We start from the raw sequence: 20,824 nt of genomic DNA on the forward strand, positions 1-20,824 counted from the left end.
TCATGCAGGGCAATTTTTGTCGTATTTAAGAGCAATGAAAATTGATAGACCAAAATTATGGGATTAAAAAAAACGCTACAGCTAATGTGTGTGCTAAACCGAAAGTAAACGCTAATTTAACCGGTAATTGACGGTTACACGAGACCGTTTTATACCTTTAAAAATTAAATTTTGTGCTACGATATTAAAGCCAGTCTAGAAGCCCAACTGCACCGCGCAAGACGCCGTGCAGACGCGCAGGCCGTTGAAGAAATCATAGAAAAGCTCGCCCCCTTAACCGATTTGCCCATCTATCATACCTCTGGGTTCAGCCACCCAGACCTTTTAATCTATACAGACCGGTCCCCCCAATTTCCGGAGGTGGCCACTTGGGGCCTGGTTCCCCATTGGGTGCGGGACGAGGAGCAACTTAAAAAACAGTGGAACAACACCCTCAATGCCCGCGGGGAAACCATTTTTGAAAAACCTTCCTTTAGGACCGCGGCAAAAAACAACCGATGCATTGTGTATGTAGATGGTTTTTATGAACACCATCACTTTAATGGCAACACGTACCCATTTTTTGTATATCGGAAGGATGGCCAACCTATGGCCTTGGCAGGACTCTGGAGCGAATGGAGAAATCCCGAAAGCGGCGGGATACTCAACACGTTTTCGCTCGTAACAACCACCGGAAATGCGTTGATGGCAAAAATCCATAACAACCCGAAATTAAAAGGGCCCAGAATGCCGGTAATTCTACCCAGGGAATTGGAGGACAAATGGCTCGCTCCAATTGAGGATGAACTGGATATTAAGCAAATTCAAAACCTGATAAGGGAATATCCTCAAGACGAATTAACGGCCCATACGGTCGCAAAACTGAGAGGAAAGGAATATCCCGGAAACGTGGCAGAGATTTCAGACAAAGTAAATTACGAGGAACTCATGTTTGATTAACGGTACACAACTCCTAATTTGCAACCCTGCGACCTTCACTCCACCCGCACAAAGTCCAAATCCTGATAATCATAGCTAAAATCCGTTAAGGGCGAAATGGCGCTCATCGTAAAACCCTTGGCATTCCCCTCGGTATTTAGCCCAAAGTTCACAAAAGCATCTGCCTTCAGCGAGGCATCGTCCCAGCGCACCACATAGGTGGTCCCTTTATAAAAGGTAAGGGTTCCTATTAAATCCAATGATTTTTCAGCCTTAAACCGCAATTTTCCGTTTTGCTCGTTAATGGTTACTTTTCCAAACCACGGATCTTTATAAGTGCCGGTAACGGTTTCGGGCTTTGGTTTGGCATCCTTGCTCTTTAGCTGTTTTTCTATATCGGCCTCCACCTTTGCGGTAATGCTATCTTCAGCCCGTTCACCCGCCAAACGGCGCTCATTGTACTGCTGTATCCGGTCCTCGCCCTGTATGTTGAAATAGCCATCCTTTATGGAATTGGTAATGGCGTTAAAGGCGGCGCCACTCTGCTGATTGGTAAGCACGATAATACCAAGTTCAAGCTCGGGAATCAAGGTTACCTGGCTCACAATGCCCAGCAACCCGCCTGTATGAATTACCTGAAAATAGCCGTTTACATCGCTGAGAAACCAGCCCAGCCCATAGGCAGAAAAGTGGGTATTGTAGGGCCCGCGGCTTCGCAACAAGGTTTGGGGCGTCCACATTTCGCGGTGCATTTTTTTGCTGAAAAGACTATCCTGAAGTTTTTCGCCATACTTTCCCTTGTTCAATTGCGCCTGCACCCAAGTAGCCATATCGTTGATGGAGGCATAAATGCCCCCGGCAGGCGTGGCGAGCTGCGTAAAGGTATTGCCCGTAATTTCCAGTTTCCCGTTTACGGGCGCATGGCCGTCAATACGGTTGTTATCGGCCGTAATGGCCGGAAGGGAAAGCAGCGAACGGTCCATCCCAGAGGTTTGAAGAAATTGTCCGCAATATAATCGTCATAACTTTTGCCAGAAACCCGCGCCACGATTTCACCCGCCACAATATAGAGCAGGTTGTCATAATCAAACTGCGAGCGGAAGGACGACACAGGTTTTAGATAGCGCAGGTTGTGGATCATTTCAGCTTTGGTGGTAGTGTTGTTTGCCGGAAAAATCATTAAATCGCCTGCGCCAAGTCCCAAGCCGCTGCGGTGGGTTACCAAATCGCGGACGGTAAATTCCGCCGTTACATACGGATCGTATAGTTTAAATTCGGGAATAATATCGGTTACCTTGGTGTCCCAGCCCAACTTGCCCTGGTCAATCAACTGTGCCAGCGCCGCCGTGGTAAAGGCCTTGGTGTTTGAAGCCACGCCGAAAAGCGTATTTTCATCCACCGGCTCGTTGGTTTTTAGCGACCGTACCCCGTAGGTGTTTTTATGGTACACCTTGCCATCCTTCAAGACCGCCACCGCCATTCCGGGCACGTCAAAGGTTTTCATTGTTTTCTGCACCAGGCTGTCAATTTGCGAACTGCTCAAAACCTGCGCCTGTACGGAGAGGTTAAGAAATGAAAAAACAAGAATGAAGGATAGGGCTTTAAGTGAAATGGTTTTCATAAGAACAATTTTATTGGAAGAAGTATCGGCTTTTAATTTGAGACGTCAAGTTATAAATTTTTGCGATTGCAATTAATACCTAACCACAAAAACATTCCGTTTCAAAAGAATATTCAAAGGGAGACTTCATAAATTTTTAAAAACACGGCCCAGTCCCTTTCCGATTCTTAGTATTTTTGGGGAAATGATTGCAGCGATAACCTTATTTCTCGTGGTCTCCCTTTCGGCCCTGATCACAAAAATTGCCACCATCGCCTTGGTGCACACGGGGCTTTCTACCCAGAGCGCGCGTTTTCAGGCCCGGTCTGCATATACCGGCGCTGGTTTTACCACTTCCGAATCGGAAAAAATAATGAACCATCCCGTGCGGCGAAGAATTATCTTTACCCTCATGCTGGTTGGTAATGCCGGAATCGTAACGGTTATGTCGTCCCTCATCCTCACGTTCGTGCTGCCCGAGACCCTCGCTTCCAAACTTTATGGACTCTTGATTGTCATAGTGGGAATGACCTTGGTCTGGTTTGCCATTAAAAGCGAATGGCTGGATAAAATACTTTCAAAAATCATCAACAAAATGCTGAAGCGCTATACCGATCTGGATATTCAGGATTTTGCCGCGGTCCTACATTTTAAGGACAATTACAAGATAAGCGAACGAAAGATTGATGCGGAAAGCTGGATGGCCAATAAAACCCTCGAGGAATTGGATCTGCGGCACGAAGGCATAACCGTGCTGGGGATAGACAGGCAGGACTGTGAATACATTGGCTCGCCCACCGGCAGTTTTAAAATCCTGCCCAAGGATGTGATCACCATTTACGGCAAGGCTGAAGTAATCAAAAATCTATACAGTAGAAAGAAAGATTTTGTAGCTTCCCTCTCCCACCAGCAATATGTGGAAAAGGAAAAAGAACGCATTGAAAAACAGAAGGCAGATCGCGTTGACCAATCGGAGAATGGAGACAATTAAGTTTTTTATAATGTTATTTTCAAAAGAAACCGCACATTTCGCCGTATAATTTATGATTTCATTTCGTTTTATTTAGCGATTCCATAAGAGAAGGTTCTAAAATAGATATGTAGTTTGCACACAGGGAAACTTTAAACTTCCCAAAAAACCATTAAACCTCAAAATCATGATGAAATCTAAAGCATTGATCGTTCTATTTGCCGCCTTCGCAATGTATTCCTGCGGCACTACTAAAACCACTGACACAGCCGCAAAAACCACTCCGCCCACCGAAGAAGCCTTGGCAAACGGTTATTGGGAATTGGTAAGAATGGCTGGCGTGCCCGCCATAAAAACTCCCGCTGAGGGCGAACGTAAAATTGGCTTCGCTTTCAATTCCAACCAAAACCAAATCAACGGCTTTGCGGGCTGCAATAACTTTTTTGGCTCCTATGTTCGCAATGGTTCCGAGATTACCTTTTCGAAAATGGGCAGTACAAAAATGGCCTGCGTCCGCAATGTAATTAATGAACAGGAGTATTTCGAAAAATTTTCACAAGCCAATAAATTGAAGTTGGACGACAACCTCTTAACGCTACTCGATTCCACAAACAACGTGTTGGCAGTTTTTAAGCACGCTGCAAATGACGGCATGGCAAATGCCACTGAAACCACCGAGGAATAAGAAAGTTTCAAGCCTTTATATTAAGTGGGGTTATAATTTTTTAAAACTTTTAAACGCCTATGATCCATTGGATACTCTTTGCCTGGTTTGCAATAATGCCAGCGCAACCCGAAAATTTTACCCTTACCGTAACCGTTACCGATATTGAAACTCCCGAAGGCAGTTTGCGTATCGGTCTCTTTGACAAGGGCGATCGTTTTTTGGAGCGCGACCAGGCATTTCGCAGTGTGAACATTCCTGTGAAGTCTTCTTCGGAAACTTTCACTTTTAAAAATTTACCAAAGGGAAATTACGCCATCTCCCTCTACCACGACGTGAATGACAATGACACCTGCGACCGAAACATGTTCGGTATCCCGAAGGAGCCGTATGCCTTTTCCAACAATTTTAAACCCCTCTTTTCAGCTCCCGATTTTGAGGATTGCCGGTTTGAATTAAAAGATGATAAGCAGCTATCCATTAAACTGTTAAATTAAATGGAAGAAATTATTTTATGTTTTTAGCTTCAAATTAAATATCCCATTTATTGCTTTACACTTGCGGGTAGCGGGCGTTTGCAAAAAATAAAAACGAAAATTTTCACTAAAGAGCAATTGTCCCCACAATTGCTCTTTATCTTTGTGGCCGAATGGAAAGATTTTATGAAAACCGTTGGATTTTATTGTCGGTAATTGCCGTTACTTGGGGCAGTTCCTTCATTTTGATAAAAAAATCCCTATTCGTTTTTACTCCTTATGAAATTGGCGCCTTTAGGGTTGCGGTTTCAGGAATACTATTAGGCTATCTCGGCCTTTCCGCACTGAGGAAAATGGACAGAAAATCACTTTTTTGGGTAACCTTGACCGGGTTTTTCGGGAACTTTTTGCCGATGTATCTTTTCCCCATAGCACAAACGCGCGTTAGTAGTTCCATGGCGGGAATTTTAGATTCCCTGGTTCCGGTTTTCGTTTTAATCCTCGGCTATCTTTTCTTCGGAATTAAGAGTAAGGGCTTGCAATATTTTGGCGCGATCATCGGTTTTATGGGCGCCGTGTTGCTGATGTACTTTTCTGAAACTACTTCCCAGGAATCGCAATTGGGTTATGCCCTGCTGGTTGTTTTGGCCACCGCCTGTTACGGAATGTCCGGTTTGATTATTAAAGAAAAGCTATCGCATATTCCGTCGGTACAACTCTCGGGGGCGGTATTTGGAATTTGGATGGTGCCGTCGCTGTTCATTTTAATTTTTTCTGGATTCTTCGATCATAACTTTGCCAGTTCTGAAACTGTGGAGGCTCTGGGTTATTTGAGTATTTTAACCGTATTTGGAACAGCAATAGCGATGATTCTTTATTATAAATTGATACAAAAAACCTCGGCGGTCTTTGCGAGCACGGTTACTTATCTCTTGCCATTAGTGGCAGTCATTTGGGGCCTTTTGGATGGGGAGCGTTTCAGTCTTTGGTATGTGATTGGTGGATTGCTTATCTTGTGGGGAATTTATTTGATAAAGGAAAAGAGGATACGCATGCAAACTTCGGCCCCTTAAAATTAACTTTTAAAAAAAGTGACTGTTCACTATGACTGCATTTTTCGAAACTTATAAGGAGGATATTCTTTACGCTGCCATTATTATAGCGTCGGTATTTGTACTGCGGTTTTTGACCAATCTCTTGCATAAATGGCTATTAAAGCAGGAATTGAAGAAATATCCCGGCGAAAGCCCAAAAGCCGTAAACTGGGTAAAGCGGATATTGAATGCCCTGTGGCTGGTATTGGGAATAATTCTATTGGTTTCCCTATTTGTGGGCGAGGAAAGGGAGGACGCCCTGCAGCAGAATTTTAAGCTGATACTTTATCTGGCAGTGGTTGCCATCATTACCATAGTAGCGGCAGCTTCAACCAATATGTGGTTCCGAATGCGGATTAACTTAAAAATAGAAAACCGGGAAGATCCCACCAGTTTTAAATTTTTAAGATACGTTGCCATCATCGGTATTTATAGCGTCGGGGTCCTTTTTGCGCTCTTGGCCTTTCCGTCCTTAAAAGGCGTGGCGCAGACCGCCCTAGGTGGGGCGGGGGTTATTGCCCTTATTGCAGGTGTGGCCTCACAGGAGGCTTTGGCCAACCTTGTGGGCGGGGTCTTTATAATTTCCTTTAAACCATTCAGAATTGGCGATATTATCAAGGTTACCGATACCATGGTGGGAACGGTTACCGATATAACCCTTCGGCATACCGTAATCCGAAATTTCGAGAACAAAATGATTGTAATCCCAAACGCCATTATAAACAAGGAGAAGCTGATAAACTACGATCTGGGCGAACTTAAAATCTGCGACCGTATTGAAATAGGGATCTCCTATGATAGCGATATTGATCTGGCAAAAAAAATCATGCAGGAAGAATGCATGCGCCATCCGCTTATTCTTGACAATCGCTCGGAAATCGAAATACTGGACGGCCAGCCCATTGTGCGGGTGGCACTCACTTCGCTTAACGATTTCTCAGTTACTATAAGGGCTTGGGTTTGGGCCCGCGATTATTCCGATTCCTTTAACATGCGCTGTGATTTATTGGAAAGCATAAAAAAACGTTTTGACAGGGAGGGAATAGAAATACCCTTTCCCTATAGAACAGTGGTTTTTAAAAATACAGCCTCGGAGCCTGAGCGCACCGAAGATAATCCTGAAAAAAAAGAAACTGAAGCATGAAATCCTGGGCCCGGCAGAATGAAACACTCGTAAAGGTACTGTTTATAATCTGTATGGTACTTTGCATTTTAGGTTATGTGAGCAGCCCCGTGGCCTTGGTGGGCGGGTTTCTCTTTTCCTATTTCTTGGGCCACCCCTTTCTTACGCTTAACAGCAAAGCGGTAAACTGGCTGTTGAAGATAGCTGTGGTAGGTTTGGGTTTCGGAATGAACTTAAAGGAAACCTTGGCCGCCGGACAAGATGGTTTTTTGCTTACCGTTTTTTCAATCTCCGCAACTTTGATTCTGGGCTATTTTTTGGGAAGACTTCTAAAAATGAACAAAAAGAGCAGCCATCTCATCTCATCCGGAACGGCTATTTGTGGTGGGAGTGCAATTGCTGCCGTTTCTCCCGTTATCAATGCTTCGGAAAAGGATATTTCCATTTCGCTTGGGGTAATATTTCTTTTGAATTCCATAGCCTTGATCGTTTTTCCGCCGCTGGGACATCTGCTGGATTTGAACCAGCATCAATTTGGACTTTGGTGTGCCATTGCCATTCACGATACCAGCTCGGTAGTGGGCGCTGCCTATACTTTTGGCGAAGAAGCACTAAAAGTGGCAACCACCGTAAAATTGGCAAGGGCCCTGTGGATAATTCCCCTCTCCCTGCTTTCGGTATTTCTCTTTAAGGGAAAAGGGAAAAGCGTGAAGATTCCTTATTTTATCTTTCTTTTTATCTTGGCAATAATCCTGAACAGCTACTTGCCCATTCCCGAAATATTGACCACTGGCATCACGAGCATTTCCAAGTCATTACTGGTCCTCACGTTATTTTTGATAGGCGCGGGGCTATCGATGGATAAAATTAAATCTGCGGGCTGGAAGCCTATGATTCTTGGCTTCTCTTTATGGGTTTTTATTTCCGTAAGTGCTATTTTGGTAATCCTTGTGCTTTAAATTTTTCGAAATAAACAGTACCTAAGTTTGGATCCATAACTTCAATTATAACATACCTCAAAATTTAGAATTCAATTTACGTAGTACTACGTATAGTGATTAGAAAAAAAACCAATAACTTGCGTTAACAAATTTTTAAGGATTTAAAATTTATTCAACGGCCTTTAAGGTCTTGCTTTTTATGTGAATAACTCCTCAAAAACCAACTAATCACTTATGAAAAACACTACCTCGCGAAGACTTTTTCTGCGCAATTCTGCTTTTGCCATAACTGGGATAGCGGTTATTTCACCTACAATTACAACGGCCTTCAATAGTGATGCCAGTCCATATTTAGGCTATAATCCCTATGCTGAAAGAAAGACCGATTTACGCTCAGGTATTTTAAGTTTAAATCCGGTTACCGTTAGGGGAACCATTTATCAAAGCGATGGGGTCACACCTGTTACCAATGCGACCGTGGAGGTTTGGCATCTTTCCCCAAATTCTGCGAAATATCGGCATCGTGCAAAAATCATCGCTAATGAACAGGGCAATTATGAATTCATAACCGATTTTCCAAATAGGGAAAAAGGAAAAAATGCACGTATCTATTTTAAGATTTCAAGTACTGAAAAGACCAGTTTTACAGAATTGCTCCTTAATAATTCTGGAGCACATATAACCAGTGAACATTGGGAAAGAAACCAAAAATTGGGAACAAAACTATTTCCCGAGAGAACAGTTAGTATGGATCAAACACACATTCAATTCAATATTTCAATTTAACCAATTCAAAACTATCTATTATGGAACCATTTATCGGACAAATTCAAGCTTTCGGATTCAATTTTGCGCCAAGGGGCTGGGCCATGTGCAACGGCCAATTATTGGCAATATCCCAAAATACGGCACTATTTTCTTTGCTGGGCACCCAATTTGGCGGTGACGGCAGAACCACCTTTGGTCTTCCTGACCTTCGTGGAAGATTCCCTCTGCATATGGGCCAAGGGCCGGGGTTGCCGAACTATGTTATGGGTCAAACAGGAGGTACGGATAGCGTTACGCTTTTAAGCACAAACATGCCCTCCCATACGCACCCCCTTTTGGCAGCTGAGGAAGGAAGTTCCGATAATCCTTCGGGAACATTTATTGCCGGAGATGGGACAAATGCCTTTGCTTCTTCCCAAAATACATCCATGGCGCCCAACGCCATCGGATTAGCAGGTAACAATCAACCTTTTCCCGTAAAAAATCCATTCTTGTGTATTAATTACTGTATTGCTTTAGTGGGTATTTTTCCATCTAGAAATTAAAATTTTCCAAATTTAATGTTCCCCCAAATAAACTAGTAAAATTAAAAACCATGAAAAAAATTACCCTACTGCTTATTGCGTTATTGATATCCACCGTAGGTTTTAGCCAAACCGTTCTGACTGCAGGTGATATTGCTTTCGTAGGAAGTAATTCAGATGGAGCCACAAATGCCGATGATACTGTGGCTTTTGTTCTCCTAAAGGATATTGACGCCGCAACCACTATCATTTTTACTGATATGGGCTGGAATGACGGCACCGGCTTTTTTGCTGTTAATGGCGATGGTGAATTCACCTGGACCTCTGGTATAGCCAGAACTGCCGGCGAAGTTGTTACAATAGATATGAGCCCTCTATTTCCGGCTGCTTATAGCGCCATTGGCGATCAGCTTTTTGCTATCCAAGGCTCCACGGCAGCTCCGATATTTATTGCTGGATTACAGTATAATGATAGCTCTGGAGATGATGCAAACTGGGATGGTGCGGCAATCTCCAATTCAACATCGGCCCTTCCAAATGCTTTGGTGACCGGCGTAACCGCCGTTCGTTTGGTTCCCGAACAGGACAACTGGCAGTTCAGCTGTGTTGCCGCAGGAGGCCCCGTTGCGGGAACACCCGCACAAATTCGCGCAATTGTAAACAATCGTGCGAATTGGGGAAGCAATAACGATACACCTTATAATCCCGCACTCGAAAGCGGATGTACTTTTACGGTTAGCGGAGGTGGAGATACCACTCCTCCTGAAATATTTTGCGCGCCAACTCCTCCACCCATTACCGCTGGCGTAGATGGAATGGCTGCAATTCCAGATTTGGTAAGCGGAACCAGCGCCACAGATAATGTTTCGATACCAGCAAACATTACTATTACACAATCACCAACGGCCGGAACAATGGTGGGCGTTGGTGTTTTTTCTGTTGTGCTTACTGCTACGGACGAGGCAGGGAACAGTGCTTCCTGTACTATATCCGTGACCGTAAATGAACCGCCCTCAACAACATTGAACCCAGGGGATATCGCTTTCGTAGGGTTTAATCTTGACGGGAATGATTCATTTGCATTTATTATTTTAAAAGATATAATTGCAGGAACCAATATAAAATTTACTGATTGCGGGGTTTCAAATCCGAATACAATAACCTGTGTAGGAGGAGGGGATGGTAGTGCAACTTGGTATGCCTCCTCTGCAATGAGCGCGGGCGATATTGTAACCTTGCCGGGAAGTTTTATGACTGGAAGTATTTTATCCTCCATTGGCGATCAACTTTTCGCATATCAGGGTACAGCTGCTTCACCTACTTTTATTACAGGAATACATAGTAACGTAGATCCAGGCGGCACTACCGATGCCGATTGGGATGGCGATAATACGTCAAGCACAACATCGTCCTTGCCAGATCAATTGACAAATGGTGTAAATGCAATAAGACTTTATGTGGCCGGAACGCCAGACACCGAAGTCGATAATTGGCAATTTGATTGTACCTCAGTCCCGGGTGGTCTTCCGCTTACGGGAACCGCTGCTGAATTATCAGCAATTATTAATGACATTCAATACTGGACAAGTAACGATATAAATGAATTCGTGCCTACTGCAAAATCGGGTTGTAGTTATAATGTATTGCCTCCGGATACAACACCTCCGGTAGCCGTATGTACCGATGTAACCATACAATTGGACGGGACCGGTAATGTTACTCTCGCCGCGTCCGATGTAGATGGGGGCTCAAGTGATGATTCAGGCTCATTCACCTTAAGTGTTTCTCCAAATACCTTTACGTGTGCAAATGTGGGCGCCAATACTGTAACATTAACAGTAACAGACGCTGCGGGCAACAGTAGTACTTGCACGGCGACAGTTACAGTGGAAGACATTGTTGCACCCGTTGCCACTTGTCAAGCGTTTACCGCCCAGCTGGATGCTACTGGAAACGTAACAATTGCGGCCTCAGATATAGACAATGGATCAACCGATAATTGTGGAATTGCTTCATTAAGCGTTTCTCCAGCGGCTTTCACCTGTGCAAATATTGGTGCAAATACCGTAACCTTAACCGTAACCGATGTAAACGGGAATAGTTCAACTTGTACCTCAACCGTAACTGTGGAAGATAATATTGCGCCCACAGCTTCTTGCCAAGATATTACAATATTATTGGATGCTGCCGGTAACGCAAGTATTACTGCCGCTGATGTGGATAATGGTTCTACAGATAATTGTGCAGTTGCATCACTCTCGGTATCACCCAGCAGTTTCACCTGTGCAGATGTCGGGCCGAATACCGTTACACTTACAGTTACGGATACCAATGGAAATTCTTCTACCTGTACTTCAACGGTAACAGTTCAAGATAGTACTGCCCCTACTGCGGTATGTCAGGATACAACAATAGCATTGGATGCCTCTGGGAATGCAACCATAACTGCAGTTGATATAGATAATGGATCGATGGATGTCTGTGGAATTGCTTCCTTAAGTGTTTCCCCGACGGCATTTACGTGTTCAGATATTGGTCCAAATACCGTAACCTTGACCGTAACCGACGTGAACGGCAATAGTTCGACCTGTACTTCGATAGTTACCATTACCGATCCTTTAAGTGCTTGTAATCAACCTCCAGTAGCGGTATGCCAACCCGTAACAGTAAATGCTGATGGCAGCTGTCAAGGTAATGCAGTTGCTTCCGACTTTGATGGAGGCTCCAGCGATCCCGATGGCGACCCACTTACTTTTACTGTTAGCCCCGTTGGTCCGTATCCGCTTGGGATTACGAATGTAACCCTTACGGTAAGTGATGGAATGCTTACTGATACCTGTACTACTACTATTACTGTAGTTGATACAACACCGCCAGTAATTAGTTGTCCTGCAAATATCACCCAAGACAACGACTTAGGAATTTGTGGGGCTGTAGTAACATATACTGCTCCCGTAGGTACCGATAATTGCTCAGGAGCTACTACAGTACAAACGGCAGGTCTTCCCTCTGGGGCTACTTTCCCAGTTGGAACCACAACAAACACCTTTGTGGTAACCGACGGGGCAGGCACTACTACCACTTGTAGTTTTGACGTAATTATTAATGATATTGAAGCTCCAATAGCCAACTGTGCCGCTCCCTTTAGCATTCAATTAGATACAAATGGAGAAGCAACAATCGCGGTAGCCGACATTGAAAACGGCAGTACGGATAATTGTGGAATAGCAACTACAATGATAGATGTGACCAACTTTGACTGTACTGATGTAGGTCCAAATACGGTAACCCTAACGGTAACCGATGTAAATGGAAACACATCCACCTGCTCCACCGTAGTAACGGTTGAAGATAGCATTGCCCCTATTATAGTATGTCCCGCAGACCTTACTGCTAATACGGAGGCCGGCAATTGCTTTGCCACAGTAAGCTATCCAATGCCTATTGCCTTGGACAATTGTGGTGTGGACACGGTAGTGCAAACTGCTGGACTACCAAGTGGAAGCCAATTTCCAGTAGGAATAAGCACTGTAGAATTTACCGCTACCGATGTAAATGGAAATCTAAGTACTTGTAGTTTTAATATTACAGTAATTGACAATGAGGCTCCCGTAGCCGTATGCCAGAATATTACAATTCAACTTGATGCCAGCGGAAATGCGAGTATTGTCGCGGCAGATGTGGATGGAGGTAGTACAGACCAATGTGGAATTGCATCTACCACCATAAACATAAATTCCTTTGATTGCAGCAATGTTGGAAACAACGATGTAATATTGACGGTAACAGATGTAAACGGAAATGTAAGCACCTGCACGGCAATAGTAACTGTAGAAGACGTTAGCGCACCCATTGTGGCCTGTCAAGATATTACTGTAGAACTTGATCCTGTAACTGGTACTGTTACCATTGCTGGAACTGATATAGACAACGGCAGTTCCGATGCTTGCGGAATTGTAAGCTATGATCTTGATATCGATACCTTTAATTGCTCTAACATTGGAGCAAACCAAGTGATACTAACCGTAACCGATGTTAATGGAAATACCGCTACGTGCTCCGCTACGGTAACGGTAGAGGACAACACAAGTCCGATGCTCGTTTGTCAAGATTTTACTATTGAGATTGGCGCAAATGGCACCGCAACTCTGGATCCTTCCGATGTAATCGCCTCCAATGATGATGCCTGCGGGATATTTACTGTAGCCGTGGACATAACAGAATTCAGTTGTGCTGATATCGGTAATCCCATAACTGTTCAGGTTTTTAGCCAAGATAATAACGGCAACCTTTCCACCTGTACAGCTACGGTAACTGCAGTTGATGTTATGGCTCCTATTGTAACTTGTCCTGCAGACCAGACAGTAGATCCTGGAGCCGGAAATCTTTTCTATAGCGTTCCGGATTATTTTGCAACAGGAGAAGCCACAGCAATGGATAACTGTACCGATCCTGTAACAATAACCAGTCAAGATCCTGCAGCGGGCTCCTTATTGCCAGACGGTGTTTATACCATCACCTTAACTGCAACTGACGAATACGGAAACGTTGGCACCTGTGAATTTGAACTTACAGTAGAAAGTGTATTGGGCAATCCAAATAATAATCCAGAACTCGGAAGTGTTGCCCTATACCCTATTCCAGCCAAAAATGTGCTCAATCTAAGTAATCCACAGAGCAAGGAATTGGAGAGATTGGAGATTTACGACCTACGAGGTAGATTGGTGCTGGCCGAAGACCTTCGCGGAATGGGAGCTTCGAAAACAATCGATGTCCATCTACTTGCAGCGGCCTCGTACTACGTAAAGATAAAAGGCAAGGACGGAAATATAGTGAGACGTTTATTAAAAGAATAAATTTTCATAATTGTTGATTGTTAAATTGAAGTCGCCCGGAAAATTCCCGGGCGACTTTTTTAATTAATCTACCATTCAAAATAAAAAACCGTTTTAAGATAAAATTTCTTAAAACGGTTTTTAAAAGTCTATTTAGAAAGAGACCTTTTAATTCTGAAATTAGGTTTAATCGAAATCCTCAAAATCAAATTTTTGGCCACCCACAGACACTTCTGCCATTAATCCCTCTTTTGGTAAGGTAAATACGGCTACTCCGTCTGTATAAGTTATGTTTAGAGATGGTGGCGCTTGATTAGCGGCAATTGCGGAAACATTTGATCCAAAGCTGAAATCATCATCCATGAATTCCTGCACGGCTTTATCTGTTTTAAAGAATATAACCTCGCTATACGCTTTTCCACCTATTTGTGCCCCTACGTCAAGTTGCTTTAAATTTGCCATCCCTACTAGCACGCCCCGTTCGTAAACGGCGCCATTACCGGATGCCGCACCTACAATTAATGCACCCTTCCCCACATTTGGGAAAATGGCGTATGCCTTTGCATCATCAAAATAGCCTTGCAGTTTTGGGTTGGCCTCAAGAAAGGCAGCTTTTGCCTTTTGGGCATCGCTAATTACTTTTTTGTCGTCCGCATTTTGTGCGAATAGAGTAACGCCGAAAAACAGCATCACCATCATAAATAGATTTTTCGTTTTCATAATAAAGTAGTTTTTTTGTTTGAAGTTTAAAGATACCTTATATCCGAAATCGGGCTGGTTAAAAGAGTGTTACATTATATATAATGATTTGCCAAATCAAAACCCAGAGAGGGCTAAGCCGTTAATATTCTTAAAGTTTCGGAATTATTTAAGATCCTTTTTCACCAAAAGATAAAAATCATTATCAAGGGGAAGATAGCCTTGATCGTATAAATAATAATAAGTGGAACCTGTTTTTGTGGTATAAATGCTGGTGAAGTAATCAAAACTGAACCCCATTCGCAGCAATTTATCTTTGGTAGTTTTCGTCTTGTCATCGGTGTTCAGTTTCTCGAGAATGCGATAATTTTTCCGAAGGCGATTGTTTATGTTGCGGACCAGGTTTTTATTGTCCTTGTTGAGCTGATTGTTGTGGGCATTACGGCAGGAGTCGCTACAGAATTTTTTATCTGCGCGCCCCATGATTTTATGGCCACATTCCGGACAGGATCTTTCCATATTTTAAAGATAGAATTTTTTTGTGAATGAAAAAAGACGGAATATCGAAGCCGGATAATCCCAATTCAGGGAAATTAAAAACAATTTTTTTCCGTTGTGGGAATAGGGAATTTTATGTATTAAAGTTTATTTGGAATCTTCTTTTCGGGCTTTGGAATCGCTCTCTAAGTGAAACCGATAAATCGCTTCAAATTTCAGAAAAAAGCCGCCATTTAGTGAAGGATTCAACTGGGTGCGATCGTCGCCAAAACTGAAAGCCGAAATGCCCAAATCCATCTTTTCCTCTTCGGCATACATTTCATAGTTATTACTGGAATAGCCCAATTTTGCCCGTAATAGCACACTTTCTTCCAAAGCATTGAACTGGAGATAGCCCGCAAATTCCAACGAGCTGAGGTCGGCGTACAGGGTGGAGGAATTTTCGTAGTGCACGTTATAGCTTCGTCCGATGCCGAAATAATCCATCCCGACGGTCGTAATCCCCAATTTGTAACTTACATCTGCCGAAATGGGCAGGCTCATATCCATTTCAAACCGCTTATTGGGGCTTAAATAATACCAGCCCAAAATGGGGGTGGTAAATAGGCCGAAAGCCTCCTGCGAAGCATATACGCCGAAGCGATATTTCAAATTTTCATTCCGCTTTAATTTCAGCAGGGCGAAACCGCCAAAGAAAAAATCGTCGCCCGAAATGTTTTTATAATCGGAAGCAATCTTCGGAAGCAGCACCACGGTCGTACTCCATTTTTCCGACCAAGTGGAAGCCAATCCCAATTTCAGGTTCGTACTGTACAGGCTTGTATACTCGGCCTCGGGAAAAAGCTGAAGATTATTTCTGCTGAAATCCGCGCCGGTAATCAGGGCGTGATTTTCATTGATAACCAGAGGAAATGTAAACCCTGCATCAAAAAACTTGACATACGTACTGCTGTCAGTCCCTTCAAAATTATTGTTGAACGTTTGCCCATAACCCATTCGAAAAAGGTCAACATATTCCTGCGCGGAAAGGCCAAACGAAAAAAGAAAGGTAAAAAGTAGCAGTTTTTTCAAGTGTTTGAAAGGGTATTAAAAAGCGAACCACGCTTCCATCGTGTTGTTGGGCTTTTCGTTTTGGTAAAAAAATTCGTTGCTTTTGGAGTTGTATTTATAGTCCTGGCTCCACTCGTTAAAGTTTTCGGCCAGTTCCTTTATGGAATTACACACGTAATCCACTTCGGCGGTGGTGGTTGTGGGGTGCAGGGACATCCGTATCCAGCCAGGCTTGTGCGTTAAGTCGCCTTCGTCTATTTCGCAAGTAATGTTGTTTGAGGTTTCCTGATCTACGTGGAGCAAGTAATGCCCATAGGTTCCAGCGCAGGAACAGCCGCCGCGCGTTTGTATTCCGAAACGGTCGTTGAGCAATTTTACGCCTAAATTGAAATGCAATTCATCAATATAAAAACTGATTACGGCCAGCCTGTCGTGCGTTTGCGGCGCAAGTATCTTTAGGTTTGGAATATTGCCGAGTTTGTCGAAAACTATTTCCAAAAGCTCATGTTCACGCCGTAGGATATTTTCAACCCCCATTTTTTCCTTCAATTTAATGGAAAGCGCCGTGCGGATTGTTTGCAGAAATCCGGGCGTACCGCCGTCTTCACGGGTTTCAATATCGTCAATATATTTGTGGTTTCCCCACGGGTTAGTCCACGAAACGGTACCGCCTCCGGGATTATCGGGAATGGTATTTTTATAGAGATTATTGTTGAAAATAAGCACACCACTGGATCCCGGTCCGCCTAAAAATTTATGGGGCGAAAAGAAAATCGCGTCCAAATGCGCGCCTTCCTCCTCGGGGTGCATATCTATTGGAACATAGGGTGCGGAACAGGCAAAATCAACAAAGCACAGGCCGTCGTTTTGGTGCATCAGTTTGGCTATTTCGTGATAGGGCGTTCGGATACCCGTAACATTGGAGCAACTGGTTACGGCTGCAATTTTTATGGGATGGTCCTTATATTGTTCTACGGTTGCCGCAAAGGTTTCCAAGCATACCAAAACCTCATCGTTCGGGGGAACCACCACCACGTTCCCAATGGTCTCCAACCAAGAGGTCTGATTGCTGTGGTGCTCCATATGGGTAACAAATATAATGGGTCTAATTTCGTCCGGAATATTGGTATAGGGTTTAATATTCTCTGGAATTTTCAGGCCCAAAATGCGCTGGAACTTATTGATGGCACCCGTCATTCCGCTTTCGCAGGTAATGAGCACATCATTTTCATTTGCGTTTACATGTTTTTTTATGATTTTCCGCGCTATGTGGTAGGCCTTGGTCATCGCGGTTCCCGTCACCGAAGTTTCGGTGTGGGTATTCGCCACAAACGGGCCGAAATCCTTCAACATTTTTTCCTCAATGGGAGCGTACAATCGGCCACTGGCGGTCCAGTCGGTATAGATTATTTTTTTTCTTCCGAAGGGGGAATCAAACTCTTGGTCGATGCCCACGATGTTCTTCCGGAAAGGTTCAAAATACTTTTCCAGCGCTGTAATTCTTACTTTTTCTTCCGAAGAAATCATGATTCCGGGTTTTAAAAATTACTTAAAGTTAAGCAATACTACTTAAAACAAGCCATTACAGCTTTATTTTTTGAAAGCGTCCACCCCTTTTTGGAGCCACGCATAATATTCGTCAATATCGGGAGTGTAGCCTACGGGCTCAATAAGATTTTCCTCATTGTGATCCATTAAAACATAAAACGGTTGGGCGTTTGCCTCATAGCGTAATATCTGGAACTCGCTCCATTTTTGGCCGATGTAGCGAAGCTTTTTTCCCGATATTTCAGAAATTACCTCCTCGCCCTCGGGCAATGGCCGTTTATCGTCCACATAAAGCGAAATTAGAACTATGTCCTCCTTGAGCAGATTCAGTATTTTCGGTTCGCTCCACACGCGTTCCTCCATTTTACGGCAGTTTACGCAAGCGTGGCCTGTAAAATCAATCAGTACGGGCTTGCCTATTTTTTTGGCGTAGGCCAGACCGGTTTCGTAATCGTGAAACGAAATAATATCATGCGGCCCTAAGTAGGCGCCTTCGGGGAATTCATTTGCCGAAGCGCTTCCGCCACCGCCCAATTTTGTAAAGCCCACCCCGTATGGAGATTCGCTGTAATTCATCGCCGGAGGGAAACCGCTTATCAATTTCAAGGGTGCGCCCCAAAGCCCCGGAATCATATAAATCGTGAACGATAGGACCAAAAGACCAAGGCTCAATCTACCTACAGAAATATGCGTCAATGGCGAATCGTGCGGCAATTGGATTTTTCCGAAAAGATAAAGCGCCAAGGCACCAAAGATGGCAATCCAAATGGCGATGAAAACCTCTCTTTCCAACCAATGGAGTTGAAGCACGAGATCTGCGTTTGACAAAAATTTGAAAGCGAGCGCCAATTCCAAAAACCCTAAAAATACCTTTACGGTATTAAGCCATCCGCCAGATTTAGGCAGGGAATTCATCCATCCCGGAAAGGCGGCGAAAAGCGCAAAGGGCAATGCCAGGGCGAGTGAAAAACCGAACATTCCCACAAAGGGAGCGATTCCGCCCTTGGATGCTGCCTCTACCAAAAGATACCCGATAATAGGCCCAGTACAGGAGAACGATACAATGGCCAAGGCAAGGGCCATAAAAAAGATCCCTATCATTCCGCCACGGTCTGCCTGCTTATCTGCCTTGGTTGCCCACGAACTTGGAAGTGTAATTTCATAAGCTCCCAAAAACGAAAAGGCGAAAAACAAGATGAGCAGGAAGAATATTACATTAAACCAAACATTGGTTGAGAACGCATTGAGCGCGTCGGCGCCAAAAATACCGGTAACAATTGCACCCAGAAAAACGTAGATTACAATGATGGCAATGCCGTAAATTATGGCATTTTTTATACCCTTTGCCCGCGACTTGCTTTGTTTGGTAAAAAAGCTCACCGTCATAGGTATCATGGGGAATACACAGGGCGTAAGCAGCGCAGTAAAACCGAACAGGAAGGCAACGATAAAAATAGTCCAGAGCCCCTTTTTCTCCTGTTTCTTATTTTGCTCCAGGGCAGTTTTTGATGCATCCGATACACTTTGGACGGAGTCCTTTACCACCTCCGTAGTTTCGGTTAAAACAGTATCTGCTTTGGCAAGCCCAAGGGTTTCTTCCGTGATTTCGGTATTGTCGCCATTTTCAGGTGTTACGGCCGCTTCCGTTTTTTGGGGAGCGGGTATTTGGAAAACCAAATCTACGTAAGAAGGTGGCAAACAGCGCGTATCATCGCACACCATAAACTCAACCTCGCCTTTTACCGTGGTTCCTTTATCGCCAGTTAATTTAATTCGTTTTGTAAAAGTGGCGGTGTTAGCAAAAAAGGTAATCACCATATCAAACACAGGGTCGTGTTCCGTGATTCCCTGACTTTCCTGTACTTTACCTATTCCTTTGTATGCCGCATTTTCCTCAAAAGTGAAAAGCGTCGGCAACGGCCCATCCGGCGGAACCTCTTGCGAATAGAGGTGCCATTTATCTTCAATGGTGGCCTTGGCAATTAGATCGTATTCAGTTTCCGATATTTTTTTAACGCTCGTGGACCAGGTTACGGGATCAAGAATCTGCGCTTGGACGGAAGCAAGTGAAACCGTGGCGAGAAGCAGGAAAAGAAATATTTTTTTCATTAGTTCAATGGTATTATAGAGAAAGCCTTAATAAAGACATCAAATTTGGGGGAAAAATTGGAGTATACAAAATCATGACCCGCTTTTGGCAAAAAACCCTTAAAAAAAACATGAAATTTTAAAGCCTCGACATTTGTTTGCATCGACAATCCATTTGCCTAAGCTTCGGTGCTGGGCACATTTCACCCAAAATAATTGAGGGCGCTCACAAAATTCTCCATTCCACAAAATAAACACAAGCATTTGCTGTTAATATTTGAAATGATGCTATATTCGCCGAAAATTTAAAAATCTTTGAATTATGAAATTAAATAAATTAATGTTTCTTTTTGTTCTCGCTGCCGTGGCTATGGGGTGCAGTAAAGATGATGATGGTACACCGCCCTATAACTATAACAAAGAAAACCTTACCGGTACCTACAACCTCATATATCTGGAAAGTAAAGAAGTGGAAACGGTAAATGTAAATGGGTTTGATGTAGTTACAACCACGACCCAAGTTGGCGATACCTTTAACGTGCCTGTAGTGTTTGCATCAGACAATACGGTAACTGCCAATGGTACTTACAGGGTTACTGAGACCACCTCGCAGGGCAACCAGTCCAATACTGAAACCTATATAATAGATCTGGACAACGAGGTAAGCGGCTATTCGGTAAATACTGCAACCACGCAACTCACTATTGACGGCTCTACTTATATGGTCCATGATTTTAACCCCACAGGCTTTAGGATAACCTTATCCGAAACAACCACCGAGCCCAATGGCGACCATACCGTATATACCGAGGAAATGCGCTTTAGCAAGCAATAGTCAGGTATTTTGATATTTTTATTCGAGGCCGTCTTACTTATTAAGGCGGTCTTTTTAATTTCCAGCCTATTCCATTTGTTGCAATGGTTTTAAGCGGTTATTTTTTTTTGAAAATTGCATTTCACAGCAGCCATTCGTTTTTTTCAAAAAAACCTTACTTTTGCACACTTATTTCCAGAGATTACTCTCTAAG

The 20,824-nt window shown here is 43.6% G+C and carries 18 protein-coding genes; 11 read left to right on the top strand and 7 right to left on the bottom strand.

The window, feature by feature from the left end; genetic code table 11:
• The first annotated feature begins 171 nt into the window (after positions 1-171).
• On the top strand, positions 172-939 hold the full coding sequence (locus tag MB09_RS06985) for an SOS response-associated peptidase (RefSeq protein WP_045080198.1): 768 nt from the start codon (positions 172-174) through the stop codon (positions 937-939).
• A 35-nt stretch (positions 940-974) separates the two neighbouring features.
• Here MB09_RS06985 and MB09_RS16505 read toward each other — a convergent pair whose 3' ends face one another.
• Both MB09_RS16505 and MB09_RS16510 read right to left on the bottom strand, forming a co-directional pair.
• Positions 975-1,901, bottom strand: a complete 927-nt coding sequence (locus MB09_RS16505) for a DUF3471 domain-containing protein (protein ID WP_262987122.1) — start codon at positions 1,899-1,901, stop codon at positions 975-977.
• Complete coding sequence (locus MB09_RS16510) at positions 1,829-2,539, bottom strand: serine hydrolase domain-containing protein (RefSeq protein ID WP_262987123.1); 711 nt, start codon at positions 2,537-2,539, stop codon at positions 1,829-1,831. The genes MB09_RS16505 and MB09_RS16510 overlap by 73 nt, the downstream gene beginning before the upstream one ends.
• 184 nt (positions 2,540-2,723) lie before the next feature.
• On the opposite strand from MB09_RS16510, the gene MB09_RS06995 reads away from it, so the two are divergent.
• The 9 genes from MB09_RS06995 to MB09_RS07035 all read left to right on the top strand — a co-directional run bounded on the left by MB09_RS06995 (position 2,724) and on the right by MB09_RS07035 (position 13,934).
• Positions 2,724-3,509, top strand: a complete 786-nt coding sequence (locus tag MB09_RS06995; protein WP_045080199.1) for a cation:proton antiporter regulatory subunit — start codon at positions 2,724-2,726, stop codon at positions 3,507-3,509.
• Positions 3,510-3,675: 166 nt separating this feature from the next.
• On the top strand, positions 3,676-4,173 hold the full coding sequence (locus tag MB09_RS07000; RefSeq protein WP_084709053.1) for an META domain-containing protein: 498 nt from the start codon (positions 3,676-3,678) through the stop codon (positions 4,171-4,173).
• A gap of 59 nt (positions 4,174-4,232) precedes the next feature.
• Complete coding sequence (locus MB09_RS07005; RefSeq protein ID WP_052671313.1) at positions 4,233-4,649, top strand: DUF2141 domain-containing protein; 417 nt, start codon at positions 4,233-4,235, stop codon at positions 4,647-4,649.
• Positions 4,650-4,801: 152 nt separating this feature from the next.
• Positions 4,802-5,701, top strand: coding sequence for a DMT family transporter (locus MB09_RS07010; RefSeq protein WP_045080200.1), 900 nt, complete (start codon positions 4,802-4,804; stop codon positions 5,699-5,701).
• A gap of 31 nt (positions 5,702-5,732) precedes the next feature.
• Entirely contained in the window at positions 5,733-6,866 is a 1,134-nt protein-coding gene (locus MB09_RS07015; protein WP_045080201.1) for a mechanosensitive ion channel family protein, read from the top strand.
• On the top strand, positions 6,863-7,804 hold the full coding sequence (locus tag MB09_RS07020) for a YeiH family protein (protein WP_045080202.1): 942 nt from the start codon (positions 6,863-6,865) through the stop codon (positions 7,802-7,804). Before MB09_RS07015 ends, MB09_RS07020 begins: the two co-directional genes overlap by 4 nt.
• A gap of 216 nt (positions 7,805-8,020) precedes the next feature.
• Positions 8,021-8,572 (top strand): peptidase associated/transthyretin-like domain-containing protein, encoded by a 552-nt coding sequence (locus tag MB09_RS07025; protein ID WP_045080203.1) that lies wholly within the window; start codon positions 8,021-8,023, stop codon positions 8,570-8,572.
• A 20-nt stretch (positions 8,573-8,592) separates the two neighbouring features.
• A complete protein-coding gene (locus tag MB09_RS07030; protein ID WP_205618093.1) occupies positions 8,593-9,099 on the top strand; it encodes a phage tail protein in 507 nt (168 codons plus the stop codon).
• A 50-nt stretch (positions 9,100-9,149) separates the two neighbouring features.
• Positions 9,150-13,934: an HYR domain-containing protein gene (locus tag MB09_RS07035; protein ID WP_045080205.1), complete on the top strand. Its 4,785-nt coding sequence runs from the start codon at positions 9,150-9,152 to the stop codon at positions 13,932-13,934.
• Positions 13,935-14,099: 165 nt separating this feature from the next.
• On the opposite strand, the gene MB09_RS07040 is transcribed toward MB09_RS07035, so the two are convergent.
• The 5 genes from MB09_RS07040 to MB09_RS07060 all read right to left on the bottom strand — a co-directional run bounded on the left by MB09_RS07040 (position 14,100) and on the right by MB09_RS07060 (position 19,817).
• Entirely contained in the window at positions 14,100-14,633 is a 534-nt protein-coding gene (locus tag MB09_RS07040; protein ID WP_045080206.1) for a lipid-binding SYLF domain-containing protein, read from the bottom strand.
• 144 nt (positions 14,634-14,777) lie between these two features.
• Entirely contained in the window at positions 14,778-15,131 is a 354-nt protein-coding gene (locus tag MB09_RS07045; protein ID WP_045080207.1) for a hypothetical protein, read from the bottom strand.
• Between the two features lie 126 nt (positions 15,132-15,257).
• Positions 15,258-16,181, bottom strand: a complete 924-nt coding sequence (locus MB09_RS07050) for a DUF6268 family outer membrane beta-barrel protein (RefSeq protein ID WP_045080208.1) — start codon at positions 16,179-16,181, stop codon at positions 15,258-15,260.
• 15 nt (positions 16,182-16,196) lie between these two features.
• Entirely contained in the window at positions 16,197-17,687 is a 1,491-nt protein-coding gene (locus MB09_RS07055; RefSeq protein ID WP_045080209.1) for an aminotransferase class V-fold PLP-dependent enzyme, read from the bottom strand.
• Positions 17,688-17,750: 63 nt separating this feature from the next.
• Positions 17,751-19,817: a protein-disulfide reductase DsbD family protein gene (locus MB09_RS07060; protein ID WP_045080210.1), complete on the bottom strand. Its 2,067-nt coding sequence runs from the start codon at positions 19,815-19,817 to the stop codon at positions 17,751-17,753.
• A 301-nt stretch (positions 19,818-20,118) separates the two neighbouring features.
• Here MB09_RS07060 and MB09_RS07065 point away from each other — a divergent pair, with 301 nt between their 5' ends.
• Positions 20,119-20,631: a hypothetical protein gene (locus tag MB09_RS07065; protein WP_045080211.1), complete on the top strand. Its 513-nt coding sequence runs from the start codon at positions 20,119-20,121 to the stop codon at positions 20,629-20,631.
• The last annotated feature ends 193 nt before the right edge of the window (positions 20,632-20,824 follow it).

This window comes from Aequorivita vladivostokensis (assembly GCF_000952855.1).
Taxonomy (GTDB): Bacteria; Bacteroidota; Bacteroidia; order Flavobacteriales; family Flavobacteriaceae; genus Aequorivita; species Aequorivita vladivostokensis.